The sequence below is a fragment of the Xanthobacter sp. genome (assembly GCF_041911315.1).
Lineage (GTDB): Bacteria > Pseudomonadota > Alphaproteobacteria > Rhizobiales > Xanthobacteraceae > Xanthobacter > Xanthobacter aminoxidans.
Map to the genome: position 1 here is coordinate 1 of NZ_JAYRPE010000022.1, position 26,223 is coordinate 26,223.

27 protein-coding genes and 1 pseudogene are annotated in these 26,223 nt (G+C 67.8%); 6 read left to right on the forward strand and 22 right to left on the reverse strand.

Features of this window, described 5'->3' with window-relative positions:
* Positions 1–292 (reverse strand): annotated as a pseudogene (locus ACE3QW_RS08875) (hypothetical protein); the annotation flags it as partial.
* Positions 293–438: 146 nt separating this feature from the next.
* Positions 439–771, reverse strand: a complete 333-nt coding sequence (locus ACE3QW_RS08880; protein ID WP_374251261.1) for a glycine zipper domain-containing protein — start codon at positions 769–771, stop codon at positions 439–441.
* Between the two features lie 276 nt (positions 772–1,047).
* On the opposite strand from ACE3QW_RS08880, the gene ACE3QW_RS08885 reads away from it, so the two are divergent.
* Positions 1,048–1,389 (forward strand): rhodanese-like domain-containing protein, encoded by a 342-nt coding sequence (locus ACE3QW_RS08885; protein WP_374251262.1) that lies wholly within the window; start codon positions 1,048–1,050, stop codon positions 1,387–1,389.
* A 134-nt stretch (positions 1,390–1,523) separates the two neighbouring features.
* Here the strand turns inward: ACE3QW_RS08885 and leuB are convergent, their stop codons facing one another.
* The 7 genes from leuB to argE all read right to left on the reverse strand — a co-directional run bounded on the left by leuB (position 1,524) and on the right by argE (position 7,921).
* Positions 1,524–2,636, reverse strand: coding sequence for a 3-isopropylmalate dehydrogenase (gene leuB, locus ACE3QW_RS08890; protein ID WP_250165147.1), 1,113 nt, complete (start codon positions 2,634–2,636; stop codon positions 1,524–1,526).
* A 135-nt stretch (positions 2,637–2,771) separates the two neighbouring features.
* Positions 2,772–3,623: an SDR family NAD(P)-dependent oxidoreductase gene (locus tag ACE3QW_RS08895; protein ID WP_374251263.1), complete on the reverse strand. Its 852-nt coding sequence runs from the start codon at positions 3,621–3,623 to the stop codon at positions 2,772–2,774.
* Positions 3,624–3,650: 27 nt separating this feature from the next.
* Entirely contained in the window at positions 3,651–4,505 is an 855-nt protein-coding gene (locus ACE3QW_RS08900; protein ID WP_374251317.1) for a DMT family transporter, read from the reverse strand.
* Positions 4,506–4,542: 37 nt separating this feature from the next.
* A complete protein-coding gene (locus ACE3QW_RS08905; RefSeq protein WP_250165144.1) occupies positions 4,543–4,947 on the reverse strand; it encodes a (deoxy)nucleoside triphosphate pyrophosphohydrolase in 405 nt (134 codons plus the stop codon).
* The gene (gene argJ / locus ACE3QW_RS08910; protein WP_374251265.1) at positions 4,944–6,185 is read right to left on the reverse strand and encodes a bifunctional glutamate N-acetyltransferase/amino-acid acetyltransferase ArgJ; all 1,242 of its coding nucleotides are present in this window, start codon (positions 6,183–6,185) and stop codon (positions 4,944–4,946) included. The genes ACE3QW_RS08905 and argJ overlap by 4 nt, the downstream gene beginning before the upstream one ends.
* 123 nt (positions 6,186–6,308) lie before the next feature.
* Entirely contained in the window at positions 6,309–6,737 is a 429-nt protein-coding gene (locus ACE3QW_RS08915; protein WP_374251266.1) for a heme-binding protein, read from the reverse strand.
* Positions 6,738–6,748: 11 nt separating this feature from the next.
* A complete protein-coding gene (gene argE / locus ACE3QW_RS08920) occupies positions 6,749–7,921 on the reverse strand; it encodes an acetylornithine deacetylase (protein ID WP_374251268.1) in 1,173 nt (390 codons plus the stop codon).
* Between the two features lie 44 nt (positions 7,922–7,965).
* Here argE and ACE3QW_RS08925 point away from each other — a divergent pair, with 44 nt between their 5' ends.
* A complete protein-coding gene (locus ACE3QW_RS08925; RefSeq protein WP_374251269.1) occupies positions 7,966–8,619 on the forward strand; it encodes a DUF1028 domain-containing protein in 654 nt (217 codons plus the stop codon).
* Between the two features lie 43 nt (positions 8,620–8,662).
* Here ACE3QW_RS08925 and ACE3QW_RS08930 read toward each other — a convergent pair whose 3' ends face one another.
* The 7 genes from ACE3QW_RS08930 to ACE3QW_RS08960 all read right to left on the reverse strand — a co-directional run bounded on the left by ACE3QW_RS08930 (position 8,663) and on the right by ACE3QW_RS08960 (position 15,303).
* Entirely contained in the window at positions 8,663–9,820 is a 1,158-nt protein-coding gene (locus tag ACE3QW_RS08930) for an ABC transporter ATP-binding protein (RefSeq protein WP_374251270.1), read from the reverse strand.
* Positions 9,810–10,652 (reverse strand): ABC transporter permease, encoded by an 843-nt coding sequence (locus tag ACE3QW_RS08935; RefSeq protein WP_374251271.1) that lies wholly within the window; start codon positions 10,650–10,652, stop codon positions 9,810–9,812. Before ACE3QW_RS08935 ends, ACE3QW_RS08930 begins: the two co-directional genes overlap by 11 nt.
* Complete coding sequence (locus ACE3QW_RS08940; protein WP_374251272.1) at positions 10,652–11,503, reverse strand: ABC transporter permease; 852 nt, start codon at positions 11,501–11,503, stop codon at positions 10,652–10,654. Before ACE3QW_RS08940 ends, ACE3QW_RS08935 begins: the two co-directional genes overlap by 1 nt.
* Positions 11,504–11,644: 141 nt before the next feature.
* On the reverse strand, positions 11,645–12,676 hold the full coding sequence (locus ACE3QW_RS08945) for a PotD/PotF family extracellular solute-binding protein (RefSeq protein ID WP_250165137.1): 1,032 nt from the start codon (positions 12,674–12,676) through the stop codon (positions 11,645–11,647).
* Positions 12,677–12,905: 229 nt separating this feature from the next.
* Complete coding sequence (locus tag ACE3QW_RS08950; protein ID WP_374251274.1) at positions 12,906–13,325, reverse strand: RidA family protein; 420 nt, start codon at positions 13,323–13,325, stop codon at positions 12,906–12,908.
* A gap of 11 nt (positions 13,326–13,336) precedes the next feature.
* Complete coding sequence (locus ACE3QW_RS08955; protein ID WP_374251275.1) at positions 13,337–13,852, reverse strand: flavin reductase family protein; 516 nt, start codon at positions 13,850–13,852, stop codon at positions 13,337–13,339.
* Positions 13,849–15,303 (reverse strand): 4-hydroxyphenylacetate 3-hydroxylase family protein, encoded by a 1,455-nt coding sequence (locus ACE3QW_RS08960; RefSeq protein ID WP_029556913.1) that lies wholly within the window; start codon positions 15,301–15,303, stop codon positions 13,849–13,851. The genes ACE3QW_RS08955 and ACE3QW_RS08960 overlap by 4 nt, the downstream gene beginning before the upstream one ends.
* Positions 15,304–15,529: 226 nt before the next feature.
* Between ACE3QW_RS08960 and ACE3QW_RS08965 the strand changes: the two genes are divergently transcribed.
* Positions 15,530–16,468 (forward strand): LysR family transcriptional regulator, encoded by a 939-nt coding sequence (locus tag ACE3QW_RS08965; RefSeq protein WP_029556912.1) that lies wholly within the window; start codon positions 15,530–15,532, stop codon positions 16,466–16,468.
* Positions 16,469–16,474: 6 nt separating this feature from the next.
* Here ACE3QW_RS08965 and ACE3QW_RS08970 read toward each other — a convergent pair whose 3' ends face one another.
* Complete coding sequence (locus tag ACE3QW_RS08970; RefSeq protein WP_024277308.1) at positions 16,475–16,963, reverse strand: hypothetical protein; 489 nt, start codon at positions 16,961–16,963, stop codon at positions 16,475–16,477.
* Between the two features lie 165 nt (positions 16,964–17,128).
* On the opposite strand from ACE3QW_RS08970, the gene ACE3QW_RS08975 reads away from it, so the two are divergent.
* Positions 17,129–17,563 (forward strand): YciI family protein, encoded by a 435-nt coding sequence (locus ACE3QW_RS08975; protein WP_374251276.1) that lies wholly within the window; start codon positions 17,129–17,131, stop codon positions 17,561–17,563.
* Here ACE3QW_RS08975 and ACE3QW_RS08980 read toward each other — a convergent pair.
* A complete protein-coding gene (locus tag ACE3QW_RS08980; RefSeq protein WP_374251277.1) occupies positions 17,557–18,516 on the reverse strand; it encodes a 2-hydroxyacid dehydrogenase in 960 nt (319 codons plus the stop codon). The two genes, ACE3QW_RS08975 and ACE3QW_RS08980, sit on opposite strands and share 7 nt — an antisense overlap.
* Positions 18,513–18,971, reverse strand: a complete 459-nt coding sequence (locus tag ACE3QW_RS08985; protein ID WP_029556909.1) for a type II 3-dehydroquinate dehydratase — start codon at positions 18,969–18,971, stop codon at positions 18,513–18,515. The genes ACE3QW_RS08980 and ACE3QW_RS08985 overlap by 4 nt, the downstream gene beginning before the upstream one ends.
* Before the next feature lie 190 nt (positions 18,972–19,161).
* Here ACE3QW_RS08985 and ACE3QW_RS08990 point away from each other — a divergent pair, with 190 nt between their 5' ends.
* Both ACE3QW_RS08990 and ACE3QW_RS08995 read left to right on the forward strand, forming a co-directional pair.
* A complete protein-coding gene (locus ACE3QW_RS08990; RefSeq protein WP_029556908.1) occupies positions 19,162–19,539 on the forward strand; it encodes a response regulator in 378 nt (125 codons plus the stop codon).
* Positions 19,540–19,563: 24 nt separating this feature from the next.
* Positions 19,564–19,971 (forward strand): response regulator, encoded by a 408-nt coding sequence (locus ACE3QW_RS08995; protein WP_029556907.1) that lies wholly within the window; start codon positions 19,564–19,566, stop codon positions 19,969–19,971.
* Positions 19,972–20,040: 69 nt separating this feature from the next.
* Here the strand turns inward: ACE3QW_RS08995 and ACE3QW_RS09000 are convergent, their stop codons facing one another.
* From ACE3QW_RS09000 to murJ, 3 genes are all read right to left on the reverse strand, one after another.
* Positions 20,041–23,220: an efflux RND transporter permease subunit gene (locus tag ACE3QW_RS09000; protein ID WP_024277302.1), complete on the reverse strand. Its 3,180-nt coding sequence runs from the start codon at positions 23,218–23,220 to the stop codon at positions 20,041–20,043.
* A 12-nt stretch (positions 23,221–23,232) separates the two neighbouring features.
* The gene (locus tag ACE3QW_RS09005; RefSeq protein WP_374251279.1) at positions 23,233–24,459 is read right to left on the reverse strand and encodes an efflux RND transporter periplasmic adaptor subunit; all 1,227 of its coding nucleotides are present in this window, start codon (positions 24,457–24,459) and stop codon (positions 23,233–23,235) included.
* Between the two features lie 173 nt (positions 24,460–24,632).
* Positions 24,633–26,192: a murein biosynthesis integral membrane protein MurJ gene (gene murJ, locus ACE3QW_RS09010; protein WP_374251280.1), complete on the reverse strand. Its 1,560-nt coding sequence runs from the start codon at positions 26,190–26,192 to the stop codon at positions 24,633–24,635.
* Positions 26,193–26,223: the final 31 nt, after the last annotated feature.

The following is a 26,223-nucleotide window of genomic DNA, read 5'->3' on the forward strand; positions in this document are numbered from 1 at the left end:
CCGCCAACACGGCCACGGTGCGCCCGGCCGCACGGGCGCGGCGGACTAGCGCGTTGGTCAGGGTCGATTTGCCCACGCCGGGCGGGCCGGTGAGGCCCAGCACCTCGGCTTTGCCGGCGCGGGCCGCGGCATCGAGCAGCGCCACGAGGTCGGGCTGTCCGCGAGCCGTCTCAACCAGCGCCAGCGCGCGCGCGACGGCGCGTTTGCCGCCGGCGGCCACGGTGGCGAGATCAGGCACGGCGGAGGTGCGCGGGCGGTCTGGGGCGTCGGCGGAAGCGGGCTCGGGCGGCATGGCGCCAATCTAGCTGCCGCAGTGCGGGAGGCAACTCACCGCAGTTCCGCGCCAACGGAAAAAGGCGCCGGCAAAAGCCGGCGCCTCTCCCACTGATCGGATCCGTGCGGGGGAACGGAACCGATCAACAGCCCTGAAAACGAGGATCAACCGCAGTAGCCGCGCGACACCTTGACCACGTTGCCGTTGGTCTGGCGCAGGTAGCAGCGGCCGTTGTTGCCCCAGAAATAGTAGGCGCGGCGCTGGTCCTGCTGGTTGCCAATGATGGCGCCGGTGGTGCCGCCGATGAGCGCGCCGGCCGCGACGCCACCGGCATTGCCCGTGACGGCGCCGCCGATCAGCGCGCCGGCCGTGCCGCCGATGAGCGCACCGCCCACCGTGTTGTTCTGGGCGCTGGCGGTGACGGCCGCGCCGGCGAGGACGGCGGCGGCCAGGGTGAAGGCAGTGAAAGCGCCGAGCGCGGCATTACGGGTCGACATCTTGATCCTTTCCGCATCCGCCGGGCATCAACCCGCGGCGTGCTGCGATGGCACCTGATTTAGCAAAGGCCACATGAACGCCAGATGAGCGGAGCGTTCGGGCATCGTGCAGCTTCGTTCATGGTTCTGGACCGGGCAAGCTGCGCCGTAAAGACCCACTTCCGTTGCGTGTCCCTTCCACGACAAGGGAACACCTCTTGCATCAGCAAGGCGCTCCGGTGCAGGCTCGCGCCCCCGGGACAAACCGGCTCACAGCTTCGTGTTCAGGACAGGTCAATGAGTGAACGCAACCCCTTCGGCGGGACCATCAGCCACCTCTCCCCGTCGGAGGTCCGTCAGGGACTCGCCGATGGCAGCATCCTTCTCGTGGACGTGCGGGAGCCGAACGAGATTCAGGCCGAGCGCATTCCCGGCGCGGTCAATTTCCCGCTGAGCACGTGGAATCCCGCTGCCCTGCCGGACCCGGCCGGCAAGCGCCTCGTCTTCTCCTGCCGCTCGGGCCAGCGCTCGCAGCAGGCCGCCGCGGCGGCGCAGAAGGCGGGCTTTGCCTATGAGGAGCACATGAAGGGCGGCATCATGGGCTGGCGCGAAGCCGGCTTCGACGTCGAGCGCGGCTGAGGCGCGGGCGCCCTGGGCGGTGCTCCGGCCAGACCGGGGCACCATTCTGTCGGCGTGGCGCTTGGCGCCGGTTCTCGCCGATCCCCCTCCGGACGAGCCGGAGGGGTCGATGGTCAGAACGGCAGCGCGGCCGCTCAGGCGGTCGCGGCGTCGAGTTCGGCGATGATGGCCTTGCCCATCGCCTCGGTGCCGATGGTCTCCATGCCCGGCGCGGCGATGTCGCCGGTGCGCTTGCCGGAAGCGAGCACGCCCGCGATGGCCTGCTCGATGCGATCCGCCACCGCGCCCTCATTGAACGAATAGCGCAGCGCCATGGCCAGCGAGCCGATCATGGCGATGGGATTGGCGATGCCCTTGCCGGCGATGTCGGGGGCGGAGCCGTGCACCGGCTCGTAGAGCGCCGCGCGCTTGCCGGTGGCCGCATCCACAGCGCCGAGCGAGGCGGAGGGCAGCATGCCGAGCGAGCCGGTCGCCATGGCCGCGAGATCGGAGAGGATGTCGCCGAACAGATTGTCGGTGACGATCACGTCATACTGCTTGGGCCAGCGCACCAGCTGCATGGCGAGCGAATCCGCCAGCGCATGCTCCAGCTCCACATCCTTGTAGGCGCGGGCGTGGAGGTCGGTCACCACCTGCTTCCAGAGCACGCCAGAGCGCATCACGTTGTGCTTCTCGGCGGAGGTCACCTTGTTGCGGCGGGTGCGGGCCAGCTCGAAGGCCACGGCGGCGATGCGCTCGATCTCGTAGGTGTCATAGACCTGCGTGTCGATGGCGCGCTTCTGACCGTTGCCGAGGTCGGTGATGGTCTTGGGCTCGCCGAAATAGACGCCGCCGGTCAGCTCGCGCACGATGAGGAGGTCGAGCCCCTCCACCACCTCGCGCTTGAGCGAGGAGGCATCCGCCAGCGCCGGGTAGCAGATGGCGGGACGCAGGTTGGCGAACAGCTGGAGATCCTTGCGCAGCCGCAGCAGGCCCGCCTCGGGGCGCGCCTCATAGGGCACGTCCGCCCACTTGGGGCCACCGACCGCGCCGAGCAGGATGGCGTCGGCGCCCTTGGCGCGCACCATGGCGTCCTCGGAGATGGCGACGCCGTGCGCGTCATAGGCGCAGCCGCCGACCAGATCCTCCTCGATGGCGAAGGAGGCGAGGCCCGCCTGCTCCAGCCACTTCGCCACCCGTTTCACCTCGGCCATGACTTCAGGGCCGATGCCGTCGCCGGCGAGAAGAAGGAGCTTGTGGGTGGCCATGGGTGGATTCCTCGGGTCTTGATTTACGCTGCGGCATCGCGCCGTTTTTGGGTCGCCCTGAGGGCGGCGGCTCGGCGCGGAGTGCTAGGGCCTCAAAGGGCCGATGGCAAGGAGGAACACGCCGGCCCGCGGTATTCAGGCCCCTTTCACAAAGGCCGCGAAGGCCGCCGCATAATCCTTGTGCCAGCGCGACAGCGGCGGGCGGTTCTCGATGATGTCGCCGGCCGCCCAGGCGATGCGCTTCTCGTCGAGCGCGCGGGGTACGTCATTGTCCGGGCAGAGGATGTAGAAATCGCCGGCCTCCAGCTTCTCCAGCAGGAAGTCCACGGTCTGCTGAGCGGTCCAGGCCCCCGCCGGCTTCTCCGTTCGCCCGCCTGCCGCCAGCGGGGTGAAGACGAAGCCGGGAATGAACAGCCGCGCCGAGATCCGGCAGTCCGGCGTGTTGCGCAATTCGTGTTCCAGCGCCTCGGTGAAGGCCTTCACGCCGGCCTTGGACACGTTGTAGGCCGGATCACCCGGCGGGGTGGTGATGCCCTGCTTGGAGCCGGTGTTGACGATCAGCCCCTGCCGACCCCGCGCGATCATCTTCGGCCCGAACGCGCGGCAGCCGTGGATGATGCCCATGAGGTTGACGCCCAGCACCTTCTCCCAATTGCCGAAGGGGCCGAAGATGGCGCTGCCCGGCTGCACGCCGGCATTGTTCATGAGGAGGTCCGTGCCGCCGAAGCGCCCGGCGACGATCTCCTCCAGCCGCTCCAGATCCTCGGGCCGACTGACATCGGTAGCGACAGCGAGCACGTCCCCGGCCCCGCCCGTCGCCACGGCGGCCACCTGCGCGGCAGCCGCATCAAGCTTTTCGCCCGGCAGGTCCGCAATGGCCACCTTCAGCCCGCGGGCGGCGAGCTTTTCCGCTGCGGCAAGGCCGATGCCGGACGCGCCGCCGGTGATGACGGCGACGGCGCCGGAGGACAGCGCGGGATGGGTCATGACGGGTCTCCGTTCAGATTCGCGCGTTCAACGCCGTGTGGCGACGAAGGCTCCGCCGACGATGAGCGCGCAGGCCACCGCCAGAGAGAGGGACGGCGCCGAGAAGCCGGTCGCAACCAGCAGTAGCGTGGAGAGCACCGGCGCCGCATAGGAGGCGACGCCCAGAAGACGCACATCTCCGCGCTTCATGCCGATGTCCCAGGTGTAGAAGGCGAGCCCCACCGGACCGATGCCGAGCAGCACCACCGCCGTCCACTCCCCTGCCGAGGCGGGCCACACGGTCTCCTCCCACGCGAGGTGGCAGAGGGCGGCCAGCACCGCCGTGGCGAGGCAGAAGCCGGCCACCGCCTGCGTCGGCACATCGGCGAAATGGCGCGAGGCCACCGAATAGGACGACCAGATGAAGGCGCAGGCGAAAGCCGCGAGATAGCCGGGCAGGAAGCGCATCTCGATGCCGGAGAAGCCGCCCTTGCCCGCGAGCAGAACCACGGTGCCGGCAAAGCCCATCAGCGCGCCGATCACATGCACCCTGCGCAGCCCGCCACCGGGCAGGAAGGCGGAAAGCAGCACGATCAGCAGCGGCCAGAGATAGGCGATCAACCCCGCCTCTGCCGCCGGGGCCAGCTTCAGGGCGGTGAAATAGAGGAAGTGGTAGCCGAACAGCCCGCCCACGCCATGCAGATAGGCGAGCGGCCGCTGCTTCAGCACGCCGAGCCCCGGCCCGGCCAGCGCCGCCCCCAGCCCCACCGCACCGCCGATGCCGAAGGTGAGCGCGGTCAGCAGGAAGGGCGGCACCTTCCCCGTCGCCGCCGTGAAGAAGGCGAGCGTCGCCCACAGCAGGATGGCGAGGAAGCCGATGCGGGTCGCCGTTGCGGAAGACATCATGCCGGAAGACGTCACACCGGAGGACATGGGGCGCTCAGGGCCCGAGGAGGTCGATCAGCGCGGGAATGAGCGGCTCGTCGGCCGGCGGCATGGGAATGTCGCGCAGCCGACCGGGCCGGAGCCATTGCAGCGCCTGATGCTCCTTCTTCTGGATCACGCCCTCCCAGCGGCGGCAGATCCAGAGCGGCATCAGGAGGTGGAAGGTCTCGTAGGGATAGCTGGCGAAGGTGAGGGGCGCGAGGCACGCCTCCTTCACCGTGATGCCCAGTTCCTCATCGAGCTCGCGGATGAGCGTCTGCTCCGGCCGCTCGCCGGGCTCGACCTTGCCGCCGGGAAACTCCCAGAGCCCCGCCAGCGCCTTGCCCTCCGGCCGCTGCGCCACCAGCACGCGGCCGTCGCCGTCAATGAGGGCGCAGGCGGCGACGAGGGTGATCTTCACGAGCGATAATCCCCGTTGATCGCCACGTATTCCTTGGTGAGATCGCAGGTGAGCACCCGGTCTGTGCCGCGGCCGAGGCCGAGGTCCACGGTGAGGTCGATCACGTCGTTCTTCATGTAGGCCGAGACCTCGGCCTCGTCGTAGTCAGGATCGCGGGCGCCCTCATGGGCGACGCGGATGTCGCCGAAGGAGATGGAGAGCAGGTCGCGGTCGGCGGGTTCGCCGGCCTTGCCCACCGCCATCACCACGCGGCCCCAGTTGGCGTCCTCGCCGGCCACCGCCGTCTTCACCAGCGGCGAGTTGGCGATGGACATGGCGATGCGCCGCGCCGACTTGTTGGAGACCGCACCCGTCACGGTGATGCGCACCAGCTTGCGGGCGCCCTCGCCGTCGCGGGCCACCTGCTCGGCGAGGTCGGCGAGCAGCTCGGTGAGCGCGCGCTTGAACGCCTTCAGCGCGGGATCGTCGATGTTCTTCACCGTCTTCGCGCCACGCTCCTTGGCGGCGCCGGTGGCGAACAGGAGGAGCGTGTCGGAGGTGGAGGTGTCGCCGTCGATGGTGACGGCGTTGAAGGTGGTCTTCACGCCCTTGGAGAGCAGCTTCTGCAGCACGTCGGCGGCAATCGGCGCGTCGGTGAAGACGAAGGAGAGCATGGTCGCCATGTCGGGGGCGATCATGCCCGCGCCCTTGGCTATGCCGTTGATGGTCACCGGCACGTCGCCCAGCAGCACGGTGGCGGTGGCGAGCTTGGGGAAGGTGTCGGTGGTCATGATGGCGCGCGCGGCATCAAGCCACGGCCAGTCCACCAATTGACCGGCGGCCTCGGTCAGCGCCGCTTCGAACTTGGTGGCGTCCAGCGGCTCGCCGATGACGCCGGTGGAGGCGAGGAACACTTCCGTGGGCTTGCAGTCGAACGCCTGGGCGGCGAGGTCTGCGGTCAGGCTGGTTGCCTCCCGGCCCTTCATGCCGGTGAAGGCGTTGGCGTTGCCGGAATTCACCACCAGCGCCCGTGCCTTGCCCTTCTTCAGCAGCTCACGGCACCACTCCACCGGGGCGGAGGGGCAGAGCGAGCGTGTGGTGACGCCGGCCACCGTCGTGCCGGGCTCGAACGCCATGGCCAGAACGTCGGTACGGCCCTTGTATCGGATGCCCGCCGCCACCGTGGTGAAGGTGACGCCCGGCACAGGCTTGAGCTCGGGCACGGACTTCGGCGCGAGGGGAGACACGGTGGTCGACATGGGCAGTCCCCGTTGATGGCGCGCAACCTGTGCCGCAGCTTCAGCCGATAGGCAAGGGCGCTGGCGGCCGCATCCGCAACGGTGCCGGCAAAGAAACCGGCACCGGCCGAGAATTTCGCCGCCTCAGACCTGGGCGCCGAGGGCCGCAAGCGCCGCCTTGGCCACGTCCACGTCTTCGCTGCCCTTGCCGGACCCCACACCGATGCCGCCGACGCACACGCCGTCGATGATGATGGGGAAGCCGCCTTCCAGATTGGTGAGCCGGCCGCCGGAGGCGATGGCGAGCTTCAGCTCCAGCGCCGGATCGAGCCGGCTCGTGGGCTGGCGGTGGGAGGCGGCGCTGATGGCCTTGGAGAGGGAGGTCTCCCGCGACAGCAGCTTCGCTCCGTCCATGCGCACGAATGCGAGGAGATTGCCCCCGTCATCCACGATGGTGATGTTCTGCGGCACGCCCATCTCCTCCGCCCGCGCGACGGCGGCGGCGAGCGCGACCAAAGCGCCGGCATGGGTGAGCTTCGCGGCGGGGCGGGTCAGCGGCTTCTGCTCGGTCATCATGGCTCCTTTCAGCGGGTGATCCAGTCGGCGGCGGGGCGGCGCAGCAGTTCGGCGAGGCGGGCCAGCATGGCGTCGCACTGGGCCAGCTCATCCCGCCCCACCCATTCGTCGGCCTTGTGGGCGCGGGCGATGTCGCCGGGGCCGCAAACGAGGGTGGGAATACCGGCGTCGGAATAAAGCCCCGCCTCGGTGCCGAAGGCGATGGTGCCGGGCGGACCATTGTCGCCGCACAGCCGCGCCACCGCGGCTGCCTCCGCACTGCCGGCCGCCGTGGCGAGGGCAGGATAGGAGGAGAGTTCCTCCACCACCAGCTCCGCCTCCTCCGCCTCGGCCTTGAGGGCGGCGCGCGCCTCCGCCACCAGCGCCTCGATGCGGCGCAGGATGGCAGGGGTATCGGCACCCGGGATGCTGCGCAGCTCGAATTCCATCACCGCCTTGTCCGGCACCACGTTCAGCGCCCCGCCGCCATGCAGCGAGCCGATGTGCAGCGTCGCATAGGGCGGATCGAAGGCCTCGTCCCGCGCGCCGTGGCGCAGCTCGTCGGCAAGGTCGGCGAGGCGGGCGGCGAGACGGGCGAGCGCAGTCACGGCATTGGCGGCGCGGTGCGGCAAGGCGGAATGGCCGGTGCGGCCGGTGGCGGTGACGCGCCAGCCGGTCTTACCCTTGTGGGCGCGCTTCACCTTCATGCCTGTCGGCTCGCCGACGATGCACAGGAGCGGCGGCGCCGGAAGGGCGGCCAGAAGCGCCACCAGATCCCCCGCGCCCTTGCAGCCGATCTCCTCGTCATAGGAGAGCGCCACATGCACCGGCGTCTCCAGCGCAGCGGCGGCGAAGGCGGGCAGCGCGGCGAGCACGCAGGCGACGAAGCCCTTCATGTCCGAGGTGCCGCGCCCGTAGAGGCGATCTCCCCGCGCGGTCAGGGCGAAGGGATCGCTGGTCCAGGGCTGGCCCTCGACGGCCACCACGTCCGTATGGGCGGAGAGCACCACGCCGGGCCGGTCCTCGGGGCCGATGGAGAGGAGCAGCGCGGTGCGGTCCCCCGCCGCATTGGGCAGATGGCGCACGCGGGCGAACGGCGCGGCGATTTCGGCGATGCGCGCGACGACTTCGGAGTTTTCCGTATCCGTTACCGAAGAAACGGAAATGATTTTTTCAAGTATTTCTTCCGTAGATACTTGCATATTCAGGCCATCATCTCTAGAAAACCACCGAAAAGGAGACGGGAATGACCTATTCCATCGCCGCCCGCTGCCCCGATACGGGCGCCTTCGGCATCGCCATAACCTCGTCCAGCATCTGCGTTGCCAGTCGCTGCGCGTGGGTGAGCCCGCTCGGCCTCGTGACGACGCAGAACGTCACAGACCCTGCCCTTGGCCCGGCTGGCCTTGCTCTGCTGCGGCAGGGGCTCGGCGCCGGGGGCGTGCTGTCCACGCTGCTCGCCGGCACGCCGGAGCCCGCTTTCCGGCAGGCCAGCGTCATCGACCGTTACGGGCAGGTGGCGTGGCATTCGGGGACCGAGGCCCTGCCCATCGCCGCGGCGGCGCAAGGCCCCGGCTGCATCGCGCTCGGAAACCTCTTGGTGAACGACGGCGTCCCCGCCGCCATGCGCGATGCCTTCCTCGCGGCCGATGGCCTGCCCTTGGCCGAGCGCCTCATGCGCGGGCTGGAGGCCGGATTGGCCGCCGGTGGCGAGACGGGGGACGAGCATGCGGCGGGACTGCATGTGGCGCGCACCTATGACTGGCCCGTGGTGGACCTGCGCGTGGACTGGCAGGAGGACCCCATCGGCGCGCTGCGCAGCCTGTGGGATCGCTATGCGCTGGAGCAGCCGGCCTTCGAAAGCCGCGCGCGGAACCCCTCCTCCGCCCCGGCCTTCTGACGGCGAACACGGCGCGCCGGACCAGAACCGGCGCGCCGCAATGTCAGGCAACATCGGACGCGAACGCCACCGCATCGGCGGGCGAGAAATCGAGCGAGACGCGGGTGCCCGCCGGCCAGCGCGTGGAAGCGCCATGCCCCGGCACGCGCACCGTGACGCGGCCACCGCGCGCGGCAGCGACATCCACCAGCACGTCCACGTGTGAGCCCTGATAGACGTGGGTCGCCACCGTGCCGGAGACCAGCCCCTCCCCTTCCGCGATGCGCACCGCATCGGGCCGCACGTAGAGGTCCACGGCCGCGCCGGGGGCAATCCCTTCCAGCGTATCCGCACTGACGCTGAGCCGCCCTTCGGCGATCAGCACCGTCGCGGTCTCGCCGATGCGCCGCTCCAGCCGGCCCGGCAGCACGTTCACATCGCCGACGAAGGACGCGACGAACGGGTCCAGCGGCCGGCGATAGATCTCGTCCGGCGTGCCCACCTGGCGGATGCGCCCCTGCGACATGACCGCGATGCGGTCCGACATGGACAGCGCCTCGCTCTGGTCGTGGGTGACGAAGATGGTGGTGACGCCGAGCCGGCGCTGGATCTCCTTCAGCTCCACCTGCATGGCGCCGCGCAAATTCTTGTCGAGGGCGGAGAACGGCTCGTCCAGCAGCAGCACCTTGGGCCGGATCACCAGCGCGCGGGCCAGCGCCACGCGCTGCTGCTGTCCGCCGGAGAGCTGGCGCGGCTTGCGCTCGCCGAAGCCGTCGAGCTTGACGAGCGCCAGCGCCTCCGCGACGCGCGTCTCGATCTCGCGCTTCGCCACGCCGCGCATCCGGAGGCCATAGCCCACGTTCTTCGCGACATTCATGTGCGGGAACAAAGCGTAGTTCTGGAAGACGACGCCGATCTCGCGATCATAAGGCGCGGTCTCGGTCATCAGCCGTCCGCCAACAAAGATCTCGCCGCCGTCCGCCTCGAGAAACCCGGCGATGAGGTTGAGCAGGGTGGTCTTGCCGCAGCCGGACGGTCCGAGCAGCGTCATGAACTCGCCCTCGGCGATCTTCAGCCACGCCTCATGCAAAGCGGTGGCATCGCCGAAGCGCTTGGTGACGCCGTCGATCTGGACGCCGGCGACGCGCGCGGCAGCGTCCGCGACAGGCGCGGAGACGGCGGGGGAGACAGGCTCCCGGGGATCGATGCGTTCAGCGGACATGCTCAACGTTCAGAACCTTTCCGAGGCCAAGGAAGGCGTTGGCGATGGTGAGAAGCAGCGCCGTGACCACGATGTAGATGACGGACAGCGCCGCGAGCGTCGGATCGGCATACTCGCGGACGTAATTGTACATGGCGACCGGCAGCGTCTGCGTCGCCTGGGCGGTGACGAACAGCGAGGCGGTGAACTCGTTGAAGGAGAGGATCGCCGCGAACAGCCAGCCCGAGAACAGGCCGGGGATCAGCAAAGGCAGCGTCACGGTGAACAGCGCCCGTCCGGGCCGGGCGCCAAGGCTCGCGGCGGCGAGTTCCAGCCGGCTGTCGAGATTGCGCAGCGACACATAGACCGAGCGCATCACGAAAGGCAGCACCAGCACCACGTGGCAGACGATGACGAGGGCGAACGTGCGCGTGGCGTGGATCTGCGCCGCGAGGATCAGGAAGCCGAGGCCGATGGTGAAATGCGGGATCACAAGCGGCGAGGTCAGCACCGCCTCCAGCGCCATCTTGCCCCGGAAGCTGTAGCGATCGAGGGCGAAGGCGAAACCGGCGCCCACCACGAGCGCGATGGATGAGGCGAAGGCGGTGATGATGAGGCCGTTGCGAAAGCCCTCGGAGAAGTCGCGGTAGGAGAAGGCCCGCGCGAACCACCGCGTGGACCAGGCCTGCGGTGGGAAGGAGAGGATGGCGCGGTCGTTGAAGGCCGAGATTCCCACCACCACCGCCGGCAGGATGATGAAGGCCACCACCAGCCACACCACGGTCCAGCCGGCGATGGCGAGAAGCCGCTCGCCGGCCTTGGCGGAGATGAGACGCTTGCGCGGAGCGGACATCAGTGGGCTCCGATCTTTTCCAGCGGCTTGATGGCCTGCTTCGCCATGGCGAGCACCGCGAAGGTGAGCGCGAGGCCGGTGACGGACAGGGCCGCCGCGAAGGGGAAATTGAAGGAGGCGAAGCCGAGCTGGTAGACCAGCGTCGAGATCATGCTCACCTTGCCGCCGCCGATCATCTGCGGCGTGGCGAAGGCGGAAAACGTCCAGGCGAAGGCGGTGGAAACGCCCGCCACCACGCCGGGCATGGAAAGAGGCAGCGTCACGGTGAGAAAGGCCTTCACCGGCCCCGCGCCGAGGGAGGTCGCGGCCTTCTCGTAGTCGCGATCGATGTGCGAGAGCGCGGCCGAGAGCATGATGACCATCACCGGCAGTGTCACATGAACGAGGGCGGTGACGACGCCGAAGGTGGTGAACATCATCTGGATCGGCCGGTCGATGAGCCCCAGGCCCTTCAGCACCGAATTGATGAAGCCGGTATTTCCCAGCACGATGATCCAGGAATAGGTGCGCACCACTTCGCCAAGGAAGAGCGGCGTGACTGCGGTAATCAGCAGGAAGGATTTCAGCGCCACATTCCGCGTCCGCACCAGCGCGAAGGCCATCGGATACGCCACCACCAAAGTAATGAGCGCGGTGAGGAGGCAGATCCACACGGTCTGGATGAACACCTGCGCATAGAGCGGGCGCAGCAGCGCGAAGAAATTGTCCAGCGTGAGCCCGCCCGGATTGAGCGAGCCCGGCACATAGGCACGGAAGGCATATTGCAGGATCGCCGCCAGCGCCGCCGCGGAGGCGATGGCCGCCAGCGTCGCGGGGGCGACGAACAGGGCGAGGAAGGGGCGCTTGTTCACGGCTCTCGCTCTTGGTTCTGTGGGAAGCCCCGGCGGAGGCAGGGAAGATGACAGGGGACCCATCTTCCCTGCCCGCCGCGCTACGGAGCCGCTTCCGGGTCAGGGCAGTCTAACGGAAGCGGTTGTCCGCCTCACCCGCGATCATTTGGCGATCATGTTTTCCGAGAACCACTTGCGCCACTCGGCGGTCTTCTCCGCGCGGAGCTTGTGGTCGATGATGATGGTCTCCTTGTCCCACTGCTCAGCGGTGGTGAAGACGCCGGGAAGCTTCGCGGTCTCGGGGCTCACCTTGGCGCCGAGCACGGTGGGCGAGCCCTTCTTCAGCTCGGCGATCTTGCCCTGCACCTCGGGATCAAGCGCGGTGTTGATGAACTTCTCCGCCAGCTCGCGGTTCTTGGAGCCCTTCATGATGGCCATGGTGTCGATGCCCAGCACGCCGCCCTCCTTCGGGATGACGAGCTTGATCGGGACGCCCTGCGCGATCATGTAATAGGCGTTCATGGACAGCATGATCTGCACCGGCGTCTCGCCGGTGGCGATGAGCTGCTGGGAGTTCGCGTCGTTGGTGTAGAAGGCCTTGAAATTGGGCTTCAGCGCCAGGAGCTTCTGCTCACCCTTCTGCCAGTCCGCCGGCGAGCCGCCCGCCAGCAGGGCCGAGACGGCGATGATGTGGCTCGGGTCGAAATCAGGCGCCGCCAGCATCCCCTTCAGCTCGGGATTCCAGAGGTCTCCCCAGGAGGAGAAGGTGATGTTCTTCGGGGTCAGGTCCGGCCGGTAGCCGATGGTGTAGACATAGGCCCAGGCGCCGATGTGATAGGGGCTCACCTTCGCCTGCGGCACCAGCTTCGACGCGTTCGGGATCTTCGAGAGATCGAGGGTCTCGAACAGATCGTCATTGGCGTAGAGCCAGCCCACATGGGCGGTGGTGAAGGTGATGTCGCTCTCCGGCGAGCCCTTGGCGAGCTTCGCCTTGTTCAGCCGGTCGATGGTGCCGCCGGTGATGTATTCCACCTCGACGCCGGTATCTTTCGTGAATTTCGAGGCGATGGCCTCGGCGATGAGGTCGCGGAAGCTGCCGCCCCACGTGCTCACCACCAGTTTTTCCGCCGCGCTCGCCGGGCCCGCCACGAAGGCGGCCAGCGCGAGCCCGAGGGCAACGATCTTGCCGTTCATCCGTCTCTCCTCTGGATCCGCCTTCTGGCGGTTTCTTTTCGTGTGACCGCGAAGGTCGCCGATACGTAAATCTACGTAATTCGGATGACGATGGAAGCAAAAATGCCTGTGCGTGGCAATTTTTATTTTGAAAATCAATATTTTATCGAAACAATGCAAATATTCCCCGCGCCATTTGCGGCGCGAGGAAAACCGGACGCGGCGTGCCGCTGCAACGCGTGGCGACGCCTCAGGCGCGCTCGGACGGGATCTCGGCGATGATGTCGATTTCCATCAGATATTCGGGCTTGGCGAGCCCCTGCACGATGATGCCGGTGGAGACCGGGAAGACGCCCTTCAGCCACTGGCCAACCACGCGATAGACCGGCTCGCGATAGGCCCGATCCGTGATGTAGATGACGATCTTCACCACGTCCTCGAGCTTGGCGCCGGCCTCTTCCAGCAGCACCTTGGCGCAGGCCATGGCGTTCTCGGTCTGCGCCGCGGCATCACCCACGCCGATGATGTTGCCGTCGAGGTCCATGGCCGTCTGGCCGCGGAGATAGACGGTGTTGCCGGCGCGGACCGCCATGCACACGTCGTTGTCGAGCTTCTGCTCGGGATAGGCTTCCTTCGTGTTGAAGGGGCGGATGCGGGTATGGGTCGGCACGGTTCTTTGCCTCATGCAGCGGTCAGGCGCCGGTAGGCGCGGTTGGCGTAAAGCAGCGGCTCGGCCTCGTCCTCAAGACCATGGACGGCGGTCACGGCGCCGACGACGATGCGGTGGGTGCCGTAGGCGTGATGGGTGGCAAGGCGGCAGTCGAAGCTCATGAGCGCGCCATCGAGCACCGGCGCGCCGCTCCGCGCGGCCCGCCAGTCCGCGCAGGCGAACTTGTCGTCCCGGAACTGCGGCACCTGCCCGGCGAAGGTGTCGGAGACGTGCGACTGATGGTGCGCCAGCACGTTGGCGACGAACACGCCGTTGGCCTCGATGACCTTCAACGCGTTGCTCTGCTCGTGGATGCAGAGAATGACCGAAGGCGGCTCCATGCACAGCGAGGCCAGCGAGGAAACGGTGAGTCCCGCCCGCCCGGCCGGGCCGTCGGTGGCGATCACCGCGACACCCGACGCCATGCGCCGCATGGCGTCACGAAACAGGCCCGCATCCACGGGGGAGATGTCGCCGGCCGCGCTCATTTCAGCGAGCCTTTGACATTGTCCGAAAGGCCCGCGGTCTTGCGCACGAAGTCGAGGGGTCCGGAGAAATCGAAGCTCTTGTAGACCGCCGCGAGGTGGTTGAAGTGCGGCGCCTGCGCGAACTGCACGAAGGCGAGGCGGTGGCCGGCATAGTCGGAGGAGACGAGATCACGGGCGAAGGCGAGCAGCTTGCGCCGGTCCTCGGACTCCCAATTGTCGTTGAGCGTATAGAACTTCTTCAGCCACTCGGCGGTGCCCTCGGCCTCGAAGGCGGCGACGTTGGGCGTGACGCAGATCTGGCCGCCGATCAACTCGCGGGTGGCGTGCATCATGGTCGGCAGCTGCGAGCAGGCGAGCACGCGGCCGGCATAGAGGATGGACTGGTTGGGCATCAGCAGGCCCGCCGGGCTCTTCTCGGCGAGGGCGATGGAAGCCGTGAGGTGGGCGTTGATGCCCTCGCGATAGACCGCGAGATCCGCCAGCTTCTCCTGCACCGACTGAAGCTTGTCGAGGCCGGTCTGCTTGGCGTTCCACAGCGCCGCGCCGATCATCATGTCGGCCACGTAGAGGAGGCGCAGCACATAAGGATAGGCGGAATAGCGGTGAAGCGTGCCGCGCACGAACTGGGCCGCCTTGGTGTAGCGATAGAAGAAGACGTCTTCCCAGGGGATCAGCACGTCATCGAACACCACCAGCGTATCCACCTCGTCATAGCGGTTGGCGAGGGGATAATCCTTCGGGTTGGAGCGGCCGGCGAAGGAGGAGCGGCAGATGTGCTTCACGCCCGGCGCGCCCATCTTCACGATGCAGCCCAGCGCGTAGTCGCTTTCCTTCTCGTCCGTCCAGGCGCCCACGGTGGGCTTGAGATAGGCCTGGTCGGCATAGGCGGCGGCGGTTTCGTATTTGGCGCCGCGGATGATGATGCCGGCGTCCGTCTCCTTGGTGACATGCACCATCATGTCCGGGTCGCGCTCGGAGATGTGGCGGGAGCGGTCGCCCTTGGGGTCGGTGTTGGCGGAGACGTGGAAGGGGTCTTCCTCCACGACGCGCTTGATGTGGTTGTCGATGTTGGCGGCGAAGCGCGGATCGATCTCCGCCAGCATGTCGCGCCCGTCCTGCAGCGACCACATCTCGCCGATGGTCTCGTCGCCGACGCGGGTGACGACGCCGCCCACGTCCTTCAGCAGGATGTCGACGCCCTTGCGCTTGGCGTCCCAGTGCGCGGTCTCGGTGGGCGGCTGGTGGAAGACGGAATGCACCGCATTCTCCTCCACATAGGTCAGCGCCGGCGCGGTCGCCTCCTCGTGGTGGAGGTCGTACATGCGCGCCTTGATGTCGACGATGGGCTTGAAGGCGGGATGGGTGGTGACGTCGGCCACGCGCTCGCCGTCGATCCAGATCTCGCGGCCGTCGCGCAGGCCTTCCTTGTACGCGGCACCGGTCCTGATCATCACACCTGCTCCCGAATTGGTCATGCCCACGATTGGAGCAAGAGTGGGCGAGGCCGCGGGATCGATAAAATATTTTATCTTTGGCGAAAAGATTGACTTTTCTGATCCAGATCAATGCGAGACACTGGCGGCTCACTGGAGCCCCGCCCGTGACCAAGCCGAACCCTGCCGGCGCGCCCCCGCGCCCGTGCCATTGCTACGCCCTCGCCTGCGGGGAACGGGCGAAATGAACGTGTCGCTCCGGGCACTCAAATATGTCGTGGCCGCCGCGGATCTCGGCAACGTCACGGAAGCCGCGCGCCAGCTCAACGTCTCCCAGCCGTCGATTTCCGCCGCCATCGCCCAGACCGAAGCGGAGCTGCGCATCCCGCTCTTCATCCGCCATCATGCGCGCGGCATCTCGCTGACGCCCGCCGGCCAGCGCTATGTGAACGAGGCAAGGCATCTCCTTGCCCACGCGCGTGATTTCGCCCAGAGCGCGCAGGCGCTGGGCGATACGCTGCGGGGCGAGATTTCGCTGGGTTGCTTCCTCACCATCGCCCCGCGCTTCATGCCGGCCCTGCTGGCCCGTTTCGCGGAGGTGCAGCCCGGCATCACGGTGAAGCTGGAAGAAGGCGACCAGAAGGAGATCTTCGACGGCATCCTCTCCGGCCGGCTGGAGATCGCCGTGTCCTATGGCTATGCGGTGCCTGAGGATTTTTCCGGCGAACTCCTCATCGACCTGCCGCCGCTCCTCGTGCTCGCCGCCGACCATCCCTTGGCGCGCAAGCCGGTGGTTTCGCTGAAGGACGTGGCCGACGAGCCCTTCCTGCTCTACGACCTGCCCCACACGCGCGACTATTTTTTCTCGCTGTTCGATTCCTGCGGCATCACCCCGCGCATCGCCTACCGCTCACGCTCCTACGAGCTGATCCGCGGCCTCGTCGGCCAGAAGCGCGGCTACACGCTGCACAATGCCTCGCCACGCACGACCATGGCCTATGACGGCAGCCGGGTGGCCGTGCGGCCGCTGAAGGAGCAGCTGGCGCCGGTGCGCGTCATGCGGCTGTCGCTCCGCCGCCAGCCTATGCGGCCGGCGGTGGAGGTGTTCGCCCGCTTCCTCGCCGACGCCTTCTCGCCCGGCGGCATGTTCGCGCCGGGCTCGATCGCGCCAGATATGGACTAGAAGCCGTCAGCCGCCGATCTTCTTGCCGGCGGTCCAGCAATCCTGCACCGCGCCGATGGCCTGGCCGGCATCGGTCATGTCCCAGTCGAAGGACTTGCCGGCGATCTTGAGCGAGACGCGGCCACCCTGCCGCAGGGCATTGAGCACGTCGTCCGTGATGAAGACCCGCTCGCGAACGCCCGCCTGGCTGGCCACCAACTCCACCGGCTGCGACGCCTTGCCGATCTCCAGCGATCCCGACACCTTGCTGCCCGGCTTGAGGCTGAGGTCCGGGAAGGCGATGGCCCACTTGCCGTTCGGATAATAGAGCAGACCGACGATGCCGCCGTTGGTCTTGGTGACGCCCCGGCACAGGAAGAACTTGCCGTCGTCCAGCACGGTCTCGACCTTCCACTGGCCGAACGCGCGGAACTGGGTGTTGGTCTGCTTGCCCGCCTCGGCTGCCCCTGCGGCCATGACCGCCGCCGCCACGATCGCGATTCCCCAGAAACGCATGTCATTCCCCTGAGCATCTGCCCGCCACGCCCAACCGGCACGCCGGAGCCCGGCCGCGGCCAGACACCCTGCAATTCACCCGCTAAATTTGCCCGCATCGTGTCGGGGGCGGCGTTCGTCCACCGTCCTTATAGCATCGAGCCGATCCGCCCCAGGGAGAGTGACATGCGCGTTATGGTGATCGTGAAGGCGACTGCGGACAGTGAAGCCGGGCTGATGCCCTCTCCGGACCTGCTGGAGGCCATGGGCCGGTTCAACGAGGAACTGGCCAAGGCCGGCATCATGCGCGACGGCGCCGGGCTCAAGCCCTCCAAGCTGGGCAAGCGCATCGGCTTCGACGGCGCCTCCCGCATCGTCATGGACGGGCCGTTCGCCGAGACCAAGGAGCTGATCGCCGGCTACTGGCTGTGGGAGGTCAAGGACATGGAGGAGGCCGTCGCCTGGGTGAAGCGCTGCCCCAACCCCATGCCCGGCCCGAGCGAGATCGAGATCCGCCCGCTCTACGAAATGGAAGATTTCGGCGACGCTGCGACCGAGCAGTCGCTGGCGCCACACGAGCGGGCGCGGGAGATTCTCGCGGGACGGGACGGGGCTCAGTAGCCCCGCGCCGGGTCCACCCGGTTCTGCACCTCCTCGCCCGCCTCCACCCGCCGGATGTTCTCCGCGATCTGGGCGGAAGCGCTGGCGGGGATGGCGATGGAGGCGAGGTGCGGCGTCACCAGCACATTCTCCATGCCCCAGAGCGGGCTCTCAGTGGGTAGCGGCTCCACCTCGAACACGTCGAGCGTCGCCTCGGAGATGGCGCCGGAGCGCAGCGCCGCGATCAGCGCCGCCTCATCCACCACCGGCCCGCGGGCGACGTTGATGAACTTCGCCCCCTTCGGAAGCAGAGCGAGGCGCCCGGCATCGAGGAGATGGCGCGTCTCGCCGGTGAGCGGCAGCATCACCACGAGGATGTCCGCCTCGGCGAGGAAACCCGGCAGCGCGCCGGCCCCGTGGCAGGTCTTCACGCCCTCGAGCTGCTTCGGTGAGCGAGACCAGCCGCGCACGTCGAAGCCGTGCCGCACCAGCTCCAGCGCGGTCGTGGACCCGAGTTCGCCGAGCCCGAGCACGCCGACCCGGATCTCCCCCGCCGTGCGCGGATGCACATAATGCCAGCGCCCCTCCCGCTGCGCCCGCTCGAAGGTCGGGATCTCGCGGGCATGGCGCAGCACGCAGAACAGCACGAAGGACGCCATCATCTGCGACATGTTCGGGTCGGAGAGGCGGGTGATGGGAACGTCGGGAAGATCATCCCGGGCGACCAGCGCATCCACGCCCGCGCCGAGATTGATGACCAGCCCAAGGTTGGGAAAGCGCGCGAAGAACCCCTGCGGCGGCTTCCAGACGAGGGCATAGCGCACATCCGCGGGATCGCCGTCCACCGCACCGGTCGCCACATCGGCGATCCGCACATCGAGGCCCGGCACCGCCGCCTGAAGCGCGGCCTTCCATTCCACGGGATCATCGAAGGCGCTGTAGAACACCAACGCCCCGCGCGAAGTCGCTGTCACTTGCCACCCTCCTTGCGCTCGCCGGCGAGCTTCGCCGCGGCGCCGATGGCAAGCTCGTAGCCCAGCGCGCCGAGCCCTGCCACCACGCCGGTGGCGGCCTTCGACACGAAGGAGTGGTGCCGGAAGGGTTCGCGCTTCCAGATGTTGCTCATGTGGGTCTCGATGATCGGCCCGTCGAAGGCGAGCAGCGCATCGAGGATGGCGATGGACGTGTAGGTGAGGCCGGCCGCGTTGATGACGATGGCATCCGCCTTCAGCCGGGCCTCCTGGATCCAGTCCACGATCTCGCCCTCGTGGTTCGACTGCCGAAAGTCCAGCGCCACGCCAAGCCCGGCGGCATGGGCGAGGCAGCGCTCGCGGATGGCCGGGAAGCTCTCGCGCCCGTACGTGCCGGAGGGATCGAGGCCGTAGAGGTTGGCGTTGGGTCCGTTGAGAAAGAAGATCGTCAGGGCCAAGGGGGTCGTCCTGCTGCGAGAAGGAGGCCGCAACCGTCGCGCCGGAGGGGGCATCCTGCCAATCGGAAGATGAAATGAGCGGGATCGGCTTTTTTGATGGACCGTATTCGGGAACCGAAGCGCGGCTACGGCGTTTTCAGGCTGCACCTTGGAATGGGCAACAAAAATGACATTTGGGGAAGCCCAGCCGATGGCGGAGCCGGTTCCTCTCACCGTGCTGCTGGTCGAGGACGACGCGCTCGTGCGCATGGTGACGGCCTCGGAGTTGCGTTCCGCCGGATTGCTGGTGATCGAGGCCGTCTCGGCCGAGGAGGCGCATGAGGCCATCATCGCCGGCCTGCATGTGGATGTCGTGTTCTCCGACGTGCACACCGAGGGCGCGCTGGACGGCTACCAATTCGCCCTGCTGCTCAAGACCGAGCGTCCGCATCTGCCGGTGATCCTCACCTCGGGCCAGTTCGACCGTTCCGTTGCCGCGGTGGTCGCGCCCTTCCTCGCCAAGCCCTACCGGGTCGAGAGCGTGCTGCAGATCATCCAGGCCCAGCTTCAGGGGAAAGCAGGTTCGTAAAACACGATCGAGGAAAGGCGACCGATGAACGACAACCGTCCGAGCGAACTCCCGCCCGTCGTGCTCGTGGTCGAGTCCGACATTCTCGTGCGCCACGTGATCGCGGAGTATCTGCGCACCTGCGGCTACGAGGTGCTGGAAGCCGCGACGGGTGCCGAGGCCGAGATCATCCTGGAAGTCGAGGCCGAGCGGGTCGAAGTGGTGCTGGCCGATGCGTCCGCCACCGGTGATCGCGAGGGCTTCGGCCTGTCCCAGTGGCTGCGCGAGGCGCACCCGAAGATCGACGTGATCCTCGCCGGCTCCACCGCCATGGCGGCCGCCCACGCCACCAATCTCTGCGAAGACGGGCCGGGGGTCGACAAGCCCTACCAGCCCCAGCAGATCGTCAACCGCATCAAGTGGCTGAAGTCACGCCGCGACAAGGCGCGCTGATCCAGCCGGCCACAGTGGTGAAACGAAAACGGGCGGCCCAGGGCCGCCCGTTTTCTTTTGTGTCCTGCCTCACTCCGCCGGAGCGGGATGGGACGGCGGCGGCGCTTCCGCCTCGCGGCGGCGGCCGAGGGACGCGATCCACTGAGCGAAGACGTAGAACACCGGGGTGAAGACGAGGCCGAACAGCGTCACGCCGATCATGCCCGAGAACACCGCCGTGCCCAGCGCCTGGCGCAGCTCCGCGCCGGCGCCGGTGGCCCACACCAGCGGCACGACGCCGAGGATGAAGGCGAGCGAGGTCATGATGATGGGGCGCAGACGCAGCCGTGCCGCCTCCACCGCCGCCTCGCGCCGGCCGTGCCCCTGATCCTGCAACTGCTTGGCGAATTCCACGATGAGGATCGCGTTCTTCGCCGCAAGGCCGATGAGCACGATGAAACCCACCTGGGTCAGGATGTTGTTGTCCTGCCCCCTCAGGATCACGCCGATCAGCGCCGCGACAAGGCACATGGGCACGATGAGGATGACCGCCAGAGGCAGTGTCAGGCTCTCATACTGCGCCGCCAGCACCAGGAACACGAACACCACGCCCAGAGCAAAGGCGAAGATGGCCGTGTTTCCGGCCCGCTGCTGCTGGTACGCAAGCGCCGTCCACTCATAGGAGAAGCCCTGCGGCAGCACCTTGGCGGCCAGCTCCTGCATGATCTGGATGGCCTGGCCCTGCGAGTAGCCGGGGGCCGGAGAGCCGTCGAGCTCGGCGGTGGGGTAGAGATTGTAGCGCGGCACGCGGTAGGGGCCGGAAATGTCGCGCACGGTGGTGAAGGAGCCGAGCGGCACGGTCTCCCCGTTGGCGGCGCGCACCCGGATGGAGAGCACGTCCTTGGGATCGAGCCGGAACGGCGCATCGGCTTGCACCTGCACCCGGAAGGTGCGGCCGAACAGGTTGAAGTCGTTGACGTAAGACGAGCCGATATAGGTCTGCAGCGCCGAGAACACGTCGGCGATGTTGATCTTCAGCAGCTGGGCCTTCTGCCGGTCGATGTCGAGGAAGAGCTGGGGCGTCGAGGTCTCGAACAAAGAGTAGACCTGCATCAGCCCCGGCGTCTGCGCCGCCGCGCCCATCATGGCATAGGTGGCATTGCGCAAGGCGAGGAGGCCCGCGCCGGAGCGGTCCTCCAGCATCATGCGGAAGCCGCCGGCATTGCCGATACCCTGGACGGGCGGCGGCTGCACCACGATCATCTGCGCTTCCTGGATGGACGCCACCTTGCCGAACAGCACCTTCTGGATGGCTGCCGCTGTCTGCTCGGGGTGCCCCGCGCGCGAGGTGAACGGATCGAGGATCACGAACATGGCGCCGGCGTTGGGCGCGTTGGTGAAGGTGGCGCCGGAGAAGCCGGCGATGTTGACGATGTGGCCGACGCCGGGCGTGCCCAGCACGAGGTTGCCGGCGCGCTTCATCACATCTTCCGTGCGCTGCATGGAGGCGCCGGGCGGCAACTGGGCGACGACGATGAGATAGCCGCGGTCCTGCTGCGGGATGAAGCCCTGCGGCGTGGTCGCGAACAGCCAGCCGCCGAAGCCGACGATGCCGGCATAGACGATGAGCACCAGCGCGACAAACCGCACGAGGCGGGCCGTCATCCAGGCATAGCCGTTGCCGACCTTCTCGAAGCCGCGATTGAACAGGCCGAAGAAGCCGACGATGGGCCGGGCATACCAGGCCGGCTTCTCGTGCTTGGAGCGGTGCGGCTTCAGCAGCAGCGCGCACATGGCCGGCGAGAGCGTCAGCGACACAAGCAGCGAGATCAGCGTCGAGCCGGCGATGGTCAGCGCGAACTGCCGGTAGAACTCGCCCGAGATGCCTGTGATGAAGGCGGTGGGCACGAACACCGACGACAGCACGAGGGAGATGGCGACCAGCGCCCCGCCCACCTCGTCCATGGTCTTGTAGGCGGCATCGCGCGGGGAGAGCCCCGCCTCGATGTTGCGCTCCACGTTCTCCACCACGACGATGGCGTCATCCACCACGATGCCGATGGCCAGCACCAGTCCGAACAGGGACAGGTTGTTCAGCGAGAAGCCGAACAGGGCCATGACGAAGAAGGTGCCGATGAGCGAGATCGGGATGGCGAGGATGGGGATGATCGCCGCCCGCCACGTCTGCAGGAACAGGATCACCACCAGCACCACCAGCACGATGGCCTCGCCAATGGTGTGCACCACGGCATCCACCGACTGCTGGATGAACTCGGTGGGGTTGTAATAGATCGCGTACTTGAGCCCCGCCGGGAAGCTCTTGCCGATGCGGGCCATCTCCGCCACCACCGCATTGCCGGTGGCGAGCGCGTTCGAGCCCGGCCGCTGGAAGATGCCGAGGTTGATGGAGATGTCCTTGTCGAGGAACGACGTGGACGCATAGTCCTGCGCCGCGATCTCGACCCGGCCCACATCCTTCAGCCGCACCAGCGCCTGATCGGTCTGCTTGATGACGATATCGGCGAACGCCTGCGGATCGGTCAGTCGGCCGAGGGTCCGCACGGCGATCTGGAACGCCCGCTGGTTCGGCACCGGCGGCTGGTTCAGGATGCCCGAGGCCACCTGGACGTTCTGCGCCTTCAGCGCCTGCACCACGTCGGTGGTGGTGAGGTTCAGCGCGGACAGGCGATCCGGATCGAGCCAGATCTGCATCGCATATTCGCGCGAGCCGAACACGGTGATGGAGCCGACGCCGTCGATGCGCGACAGCACGTCCTTCACCTCGATATTGGCGAAGTTCGAGATGAACAGCGGATCGCGCGAGCCATCCGGCGAATAGAGGCTGACCACCAGCAGGAGGTCGGGCGAGGCCTTCGCCGTCACCACGCCCACCTGCTGCACCTCGGCCGGCAGGCGCGGGGCGGCGATGGCGACGCGGTTCTGCACCTGCACCTGGGCGATGTCGAGGTTGGTGCCGATGTCGAAGGTGACGGAGATGGAGAAGCGACCGTCCGCCGTCGAGTTCGACGACAGATAGATCATCTTCTCCACGCCGTTGATCTGCTGCTCGATGGGCGCGACCACGGTCTCCGCGACGATCTCGGCCGAGGCGCCGGGATACTGGCCCGTCACCGTGATGACCGGCGGGGCGATGTCCGGATACTGGGCCACCGGCAGGCGCAGGTAGGAGACCGCGCCGAGGATGATGACCACCACCGACACCACCGAGGCGAAGATGGGCCGGTCAATGAAGAAGTGGGAAAAGCGCATGGTTCCGCCTCCTCACTTGGAGGCGGCGGAGGAGGAACCGGCAGGCGCGCCCGGGGCCCCGGCGGCCGGCGCAGCACCGGCAACCTGCGGCGTCACCGTCACGCCGGGCCGCACGCGCATCAGGCCGTTCACCACCACCTTGTCGTCGGGGGAAAGCCCCTCGCGGATCACCCGCATGTCGCCCTGGAGCGGACCGAGGGTGACGAACTTCTGGCTGACCTTGTTCTCGGGGCCGACCACGTAGACGAACTTTTTCACCTGCTCGGTGCCGATGGCCACATCCGGCACCACCAGCGCCTGATAAGGGTCCGAGGATTGGAGCCTGAGGCGCGCGAACATGCCGGGGCGGAACAGGCCATCCTTGTTGTCGAACACGGCGCGGCCCCGGATGGTGCCGGTCTCGCGGTCGACGACGTTGTTGAGGAAGTCGAGCTTGCCCTTGTGGACGAAGTCCTTGTCGTCGATCAGCTTGAGGAAGACGGGCTCGCCCTTGAAGTCGGTACCGCCCTTGCGGCGCGTAAGGCGCAGCAGCGAAGCCTCGTCGATGGTGAACTCGAAGCGGATCGGATCGGTGGAGACGATCACGGCCAGAAGCGTGGGCGTGCCGCCCGTGCCGCCGGTGACGTAATTGCCGACCGACACCCGTCGGTCGCCGATCTGGCCCGACACCGGCGCCTTCACCTCGGTGAAGCCGAGATCGAGCTGGGCGGAGCGCACCTGCGCCTCCTGCGACTGCACGATGGCGGCGGCGGTGCGCTCGGCCTGAGTGCGCTGGTCGAAGGCCTGCTTGGAGATGGCGTTGGAGGTCTTGTCCTCCAGCAGCGTGCGGGCGCGCTCGAGGTCCGCCTTGGTGAAGTCGAGGTTGGCCTTGGCCTGGGCGAGATTGGCCTGGGCCTGATCCACCGCGATCTTGAACGGGCGCTGGTCGATGGTGAAGAGCACGTCGCCCTCCTTCACCATCTGGCCGTCGGTGAAGCCGATCTTGTCCAGATAGCCGGAGACGCGGGCGCGCACGTTCACTTCATCGATGGCGACGAAGCGGCCGACATATTCGTCGGTGTCGGTGACGTTCGCGGACGTCGGGGAAGCCACCGTCACCTGGGGCGGCGGGGGCGCACCCTGCTGCTGCGCGGTGGGCTGGCCGCAGCCGGCGAGCGCCAGCGCAAGTGCGAGCACCGGAACGGCCGCAGCGGCCGAAACGAGATGGCTGGGGAGGGCAAGACGCGGGGCAGGCGACATGGGCATCCGGCTCCTGGACGGACGGGTGTCCGCACTTGTTCTTTTCGGAGAAGGTTCGGCACCTCCCGCAACCGATGAGCCGAGACCGGAAAATCGGCGGATCGATAGCACAGCGCGGGTGCGATGCAAAAGGGCAGATTTCCCGAACGTCGATTTTGGAGCGCTTCCGGGCTTCAGGCCACGGGCGGCAGGGGCGGAGGTGCCCGCCGTCCGATCACGCCAGCGATGAAGCCACGGCCCAGCAGCAGCCACAGCCCGGCGAGGTAGGCGGCGCCTCCCCCCAGCACCACCAGCACCAGCATCAGCTCGTCGCGCGCGCCCATGCCGACGGGAAGGATCGCCGATGCCGCGGCCTGCGCCCCGACGAGCGCGGCGCCGACCACCACAAGCAGGCCCACGAGCCGAACCAGATGCCCGCCGAGGGCCGCATCGCCCACCGGATAGCCCCGCCGCACGGCGAACAGCACGAGCAGGCCCACATTGATCCAGCCGCCCACCGCTGTTGCGAAGGCGAGACCTACCTGGGCGAAGCTGCCCATGAGGGCGAACTTGAGCGCCACATTGAGCGTCACCGCGCTGAGGGAGGCGATCATCGGTGTCTTGGTGTCGCCGCGGGCGTTGAACGGGGCGATGAAGGCGCGCACCACCACGAAGGCGAGAAGGCCGACGCCATAGGCCCGCAAGGTCGCCGCGGCATCGGCCGCATCCGCCGCCGTGAAGGCGCCGCGGGCGAACAGCGCCCGCATGGTCAGGTCCGGCACGAGAAGCGCGGCGGCGACAAAGGGGATGGCCAGAAGCGCCGCCAGCTCGATGGAGCGCGCCTGGGCATGGGCCGCCCCGGCATCGTCCTTCGCCGCGAGGCGCCGGGACATTTCCGGCAGCAATACGGTGCCGACGGCGATGCCGACCACGCCGATGGGCAGTTGGTTGATCCGGTCCGCATAATAGAGCGCCGAGAGCGCGCCCACCGGCAGGAAGGTGGCGATGATGGTGTCGGCGAAGAGGGCGATCTGCACCCCGGCCGAGCCGATGATGGCCGGCCCCAGCGCCTTGAGGAACTGCCGCGTGCCCGGATCAAGCTTCGGCTTGGCAAAGCGCAGCCCGATGCCGTGCCGCTCCGCATCCACACCGACGACGAACAGCTGCGCCACGCCCGAAATCAGCACGCCCCACGCCGCCGCATGGCCGGCCGTGGGGAACAGCGCGGCGCAGAGCAGGGTGCTCACCATGCACACGTTGAGCAGGATGGGAGCGGCGGCCGCCACGGCGAAGCGGTCGGAGGCATTGAGCGCGCCCGTCACCAGCGTCGCGATGGAGATGAGCGCCAGATAGGGAAAGGTGATGCGGGTGAGCGTGACCGCGAGGTCGAAACGTTGGCCGTCCTCCGCGAGGCCCGGCGCGAGGAGCGAGACGAATTGCGGCGTGAAGCCCAGCGCCAGCGCCAGCAGCACGATGTGCACCAGCGTCATGGCGGTGAGGATTTCATCGGCGAACCCGCGCGCCACCGGCACCCCGTCCTGCTCCCTGAGCCGGGCATAGGTGGGCACGAAGGCGGCGTTGAAGGCCCCCTCGGCGAAGATCGCGCGGAAATGGTTCGGCAGGCGGAAGGCGATGAGGAAGGCGTCGGCCACCGGCCCGGCGCCGAGCACCGCCGCCATCACCACGTCACGGATGAAGCCGGCGAGGCGGGAGAGCAGCGTCAGGCCGCCGACGGAGAGGATGTTGCGGAACATGGGATGCGGGCGGCCGGCGGTCTGGCGAAAG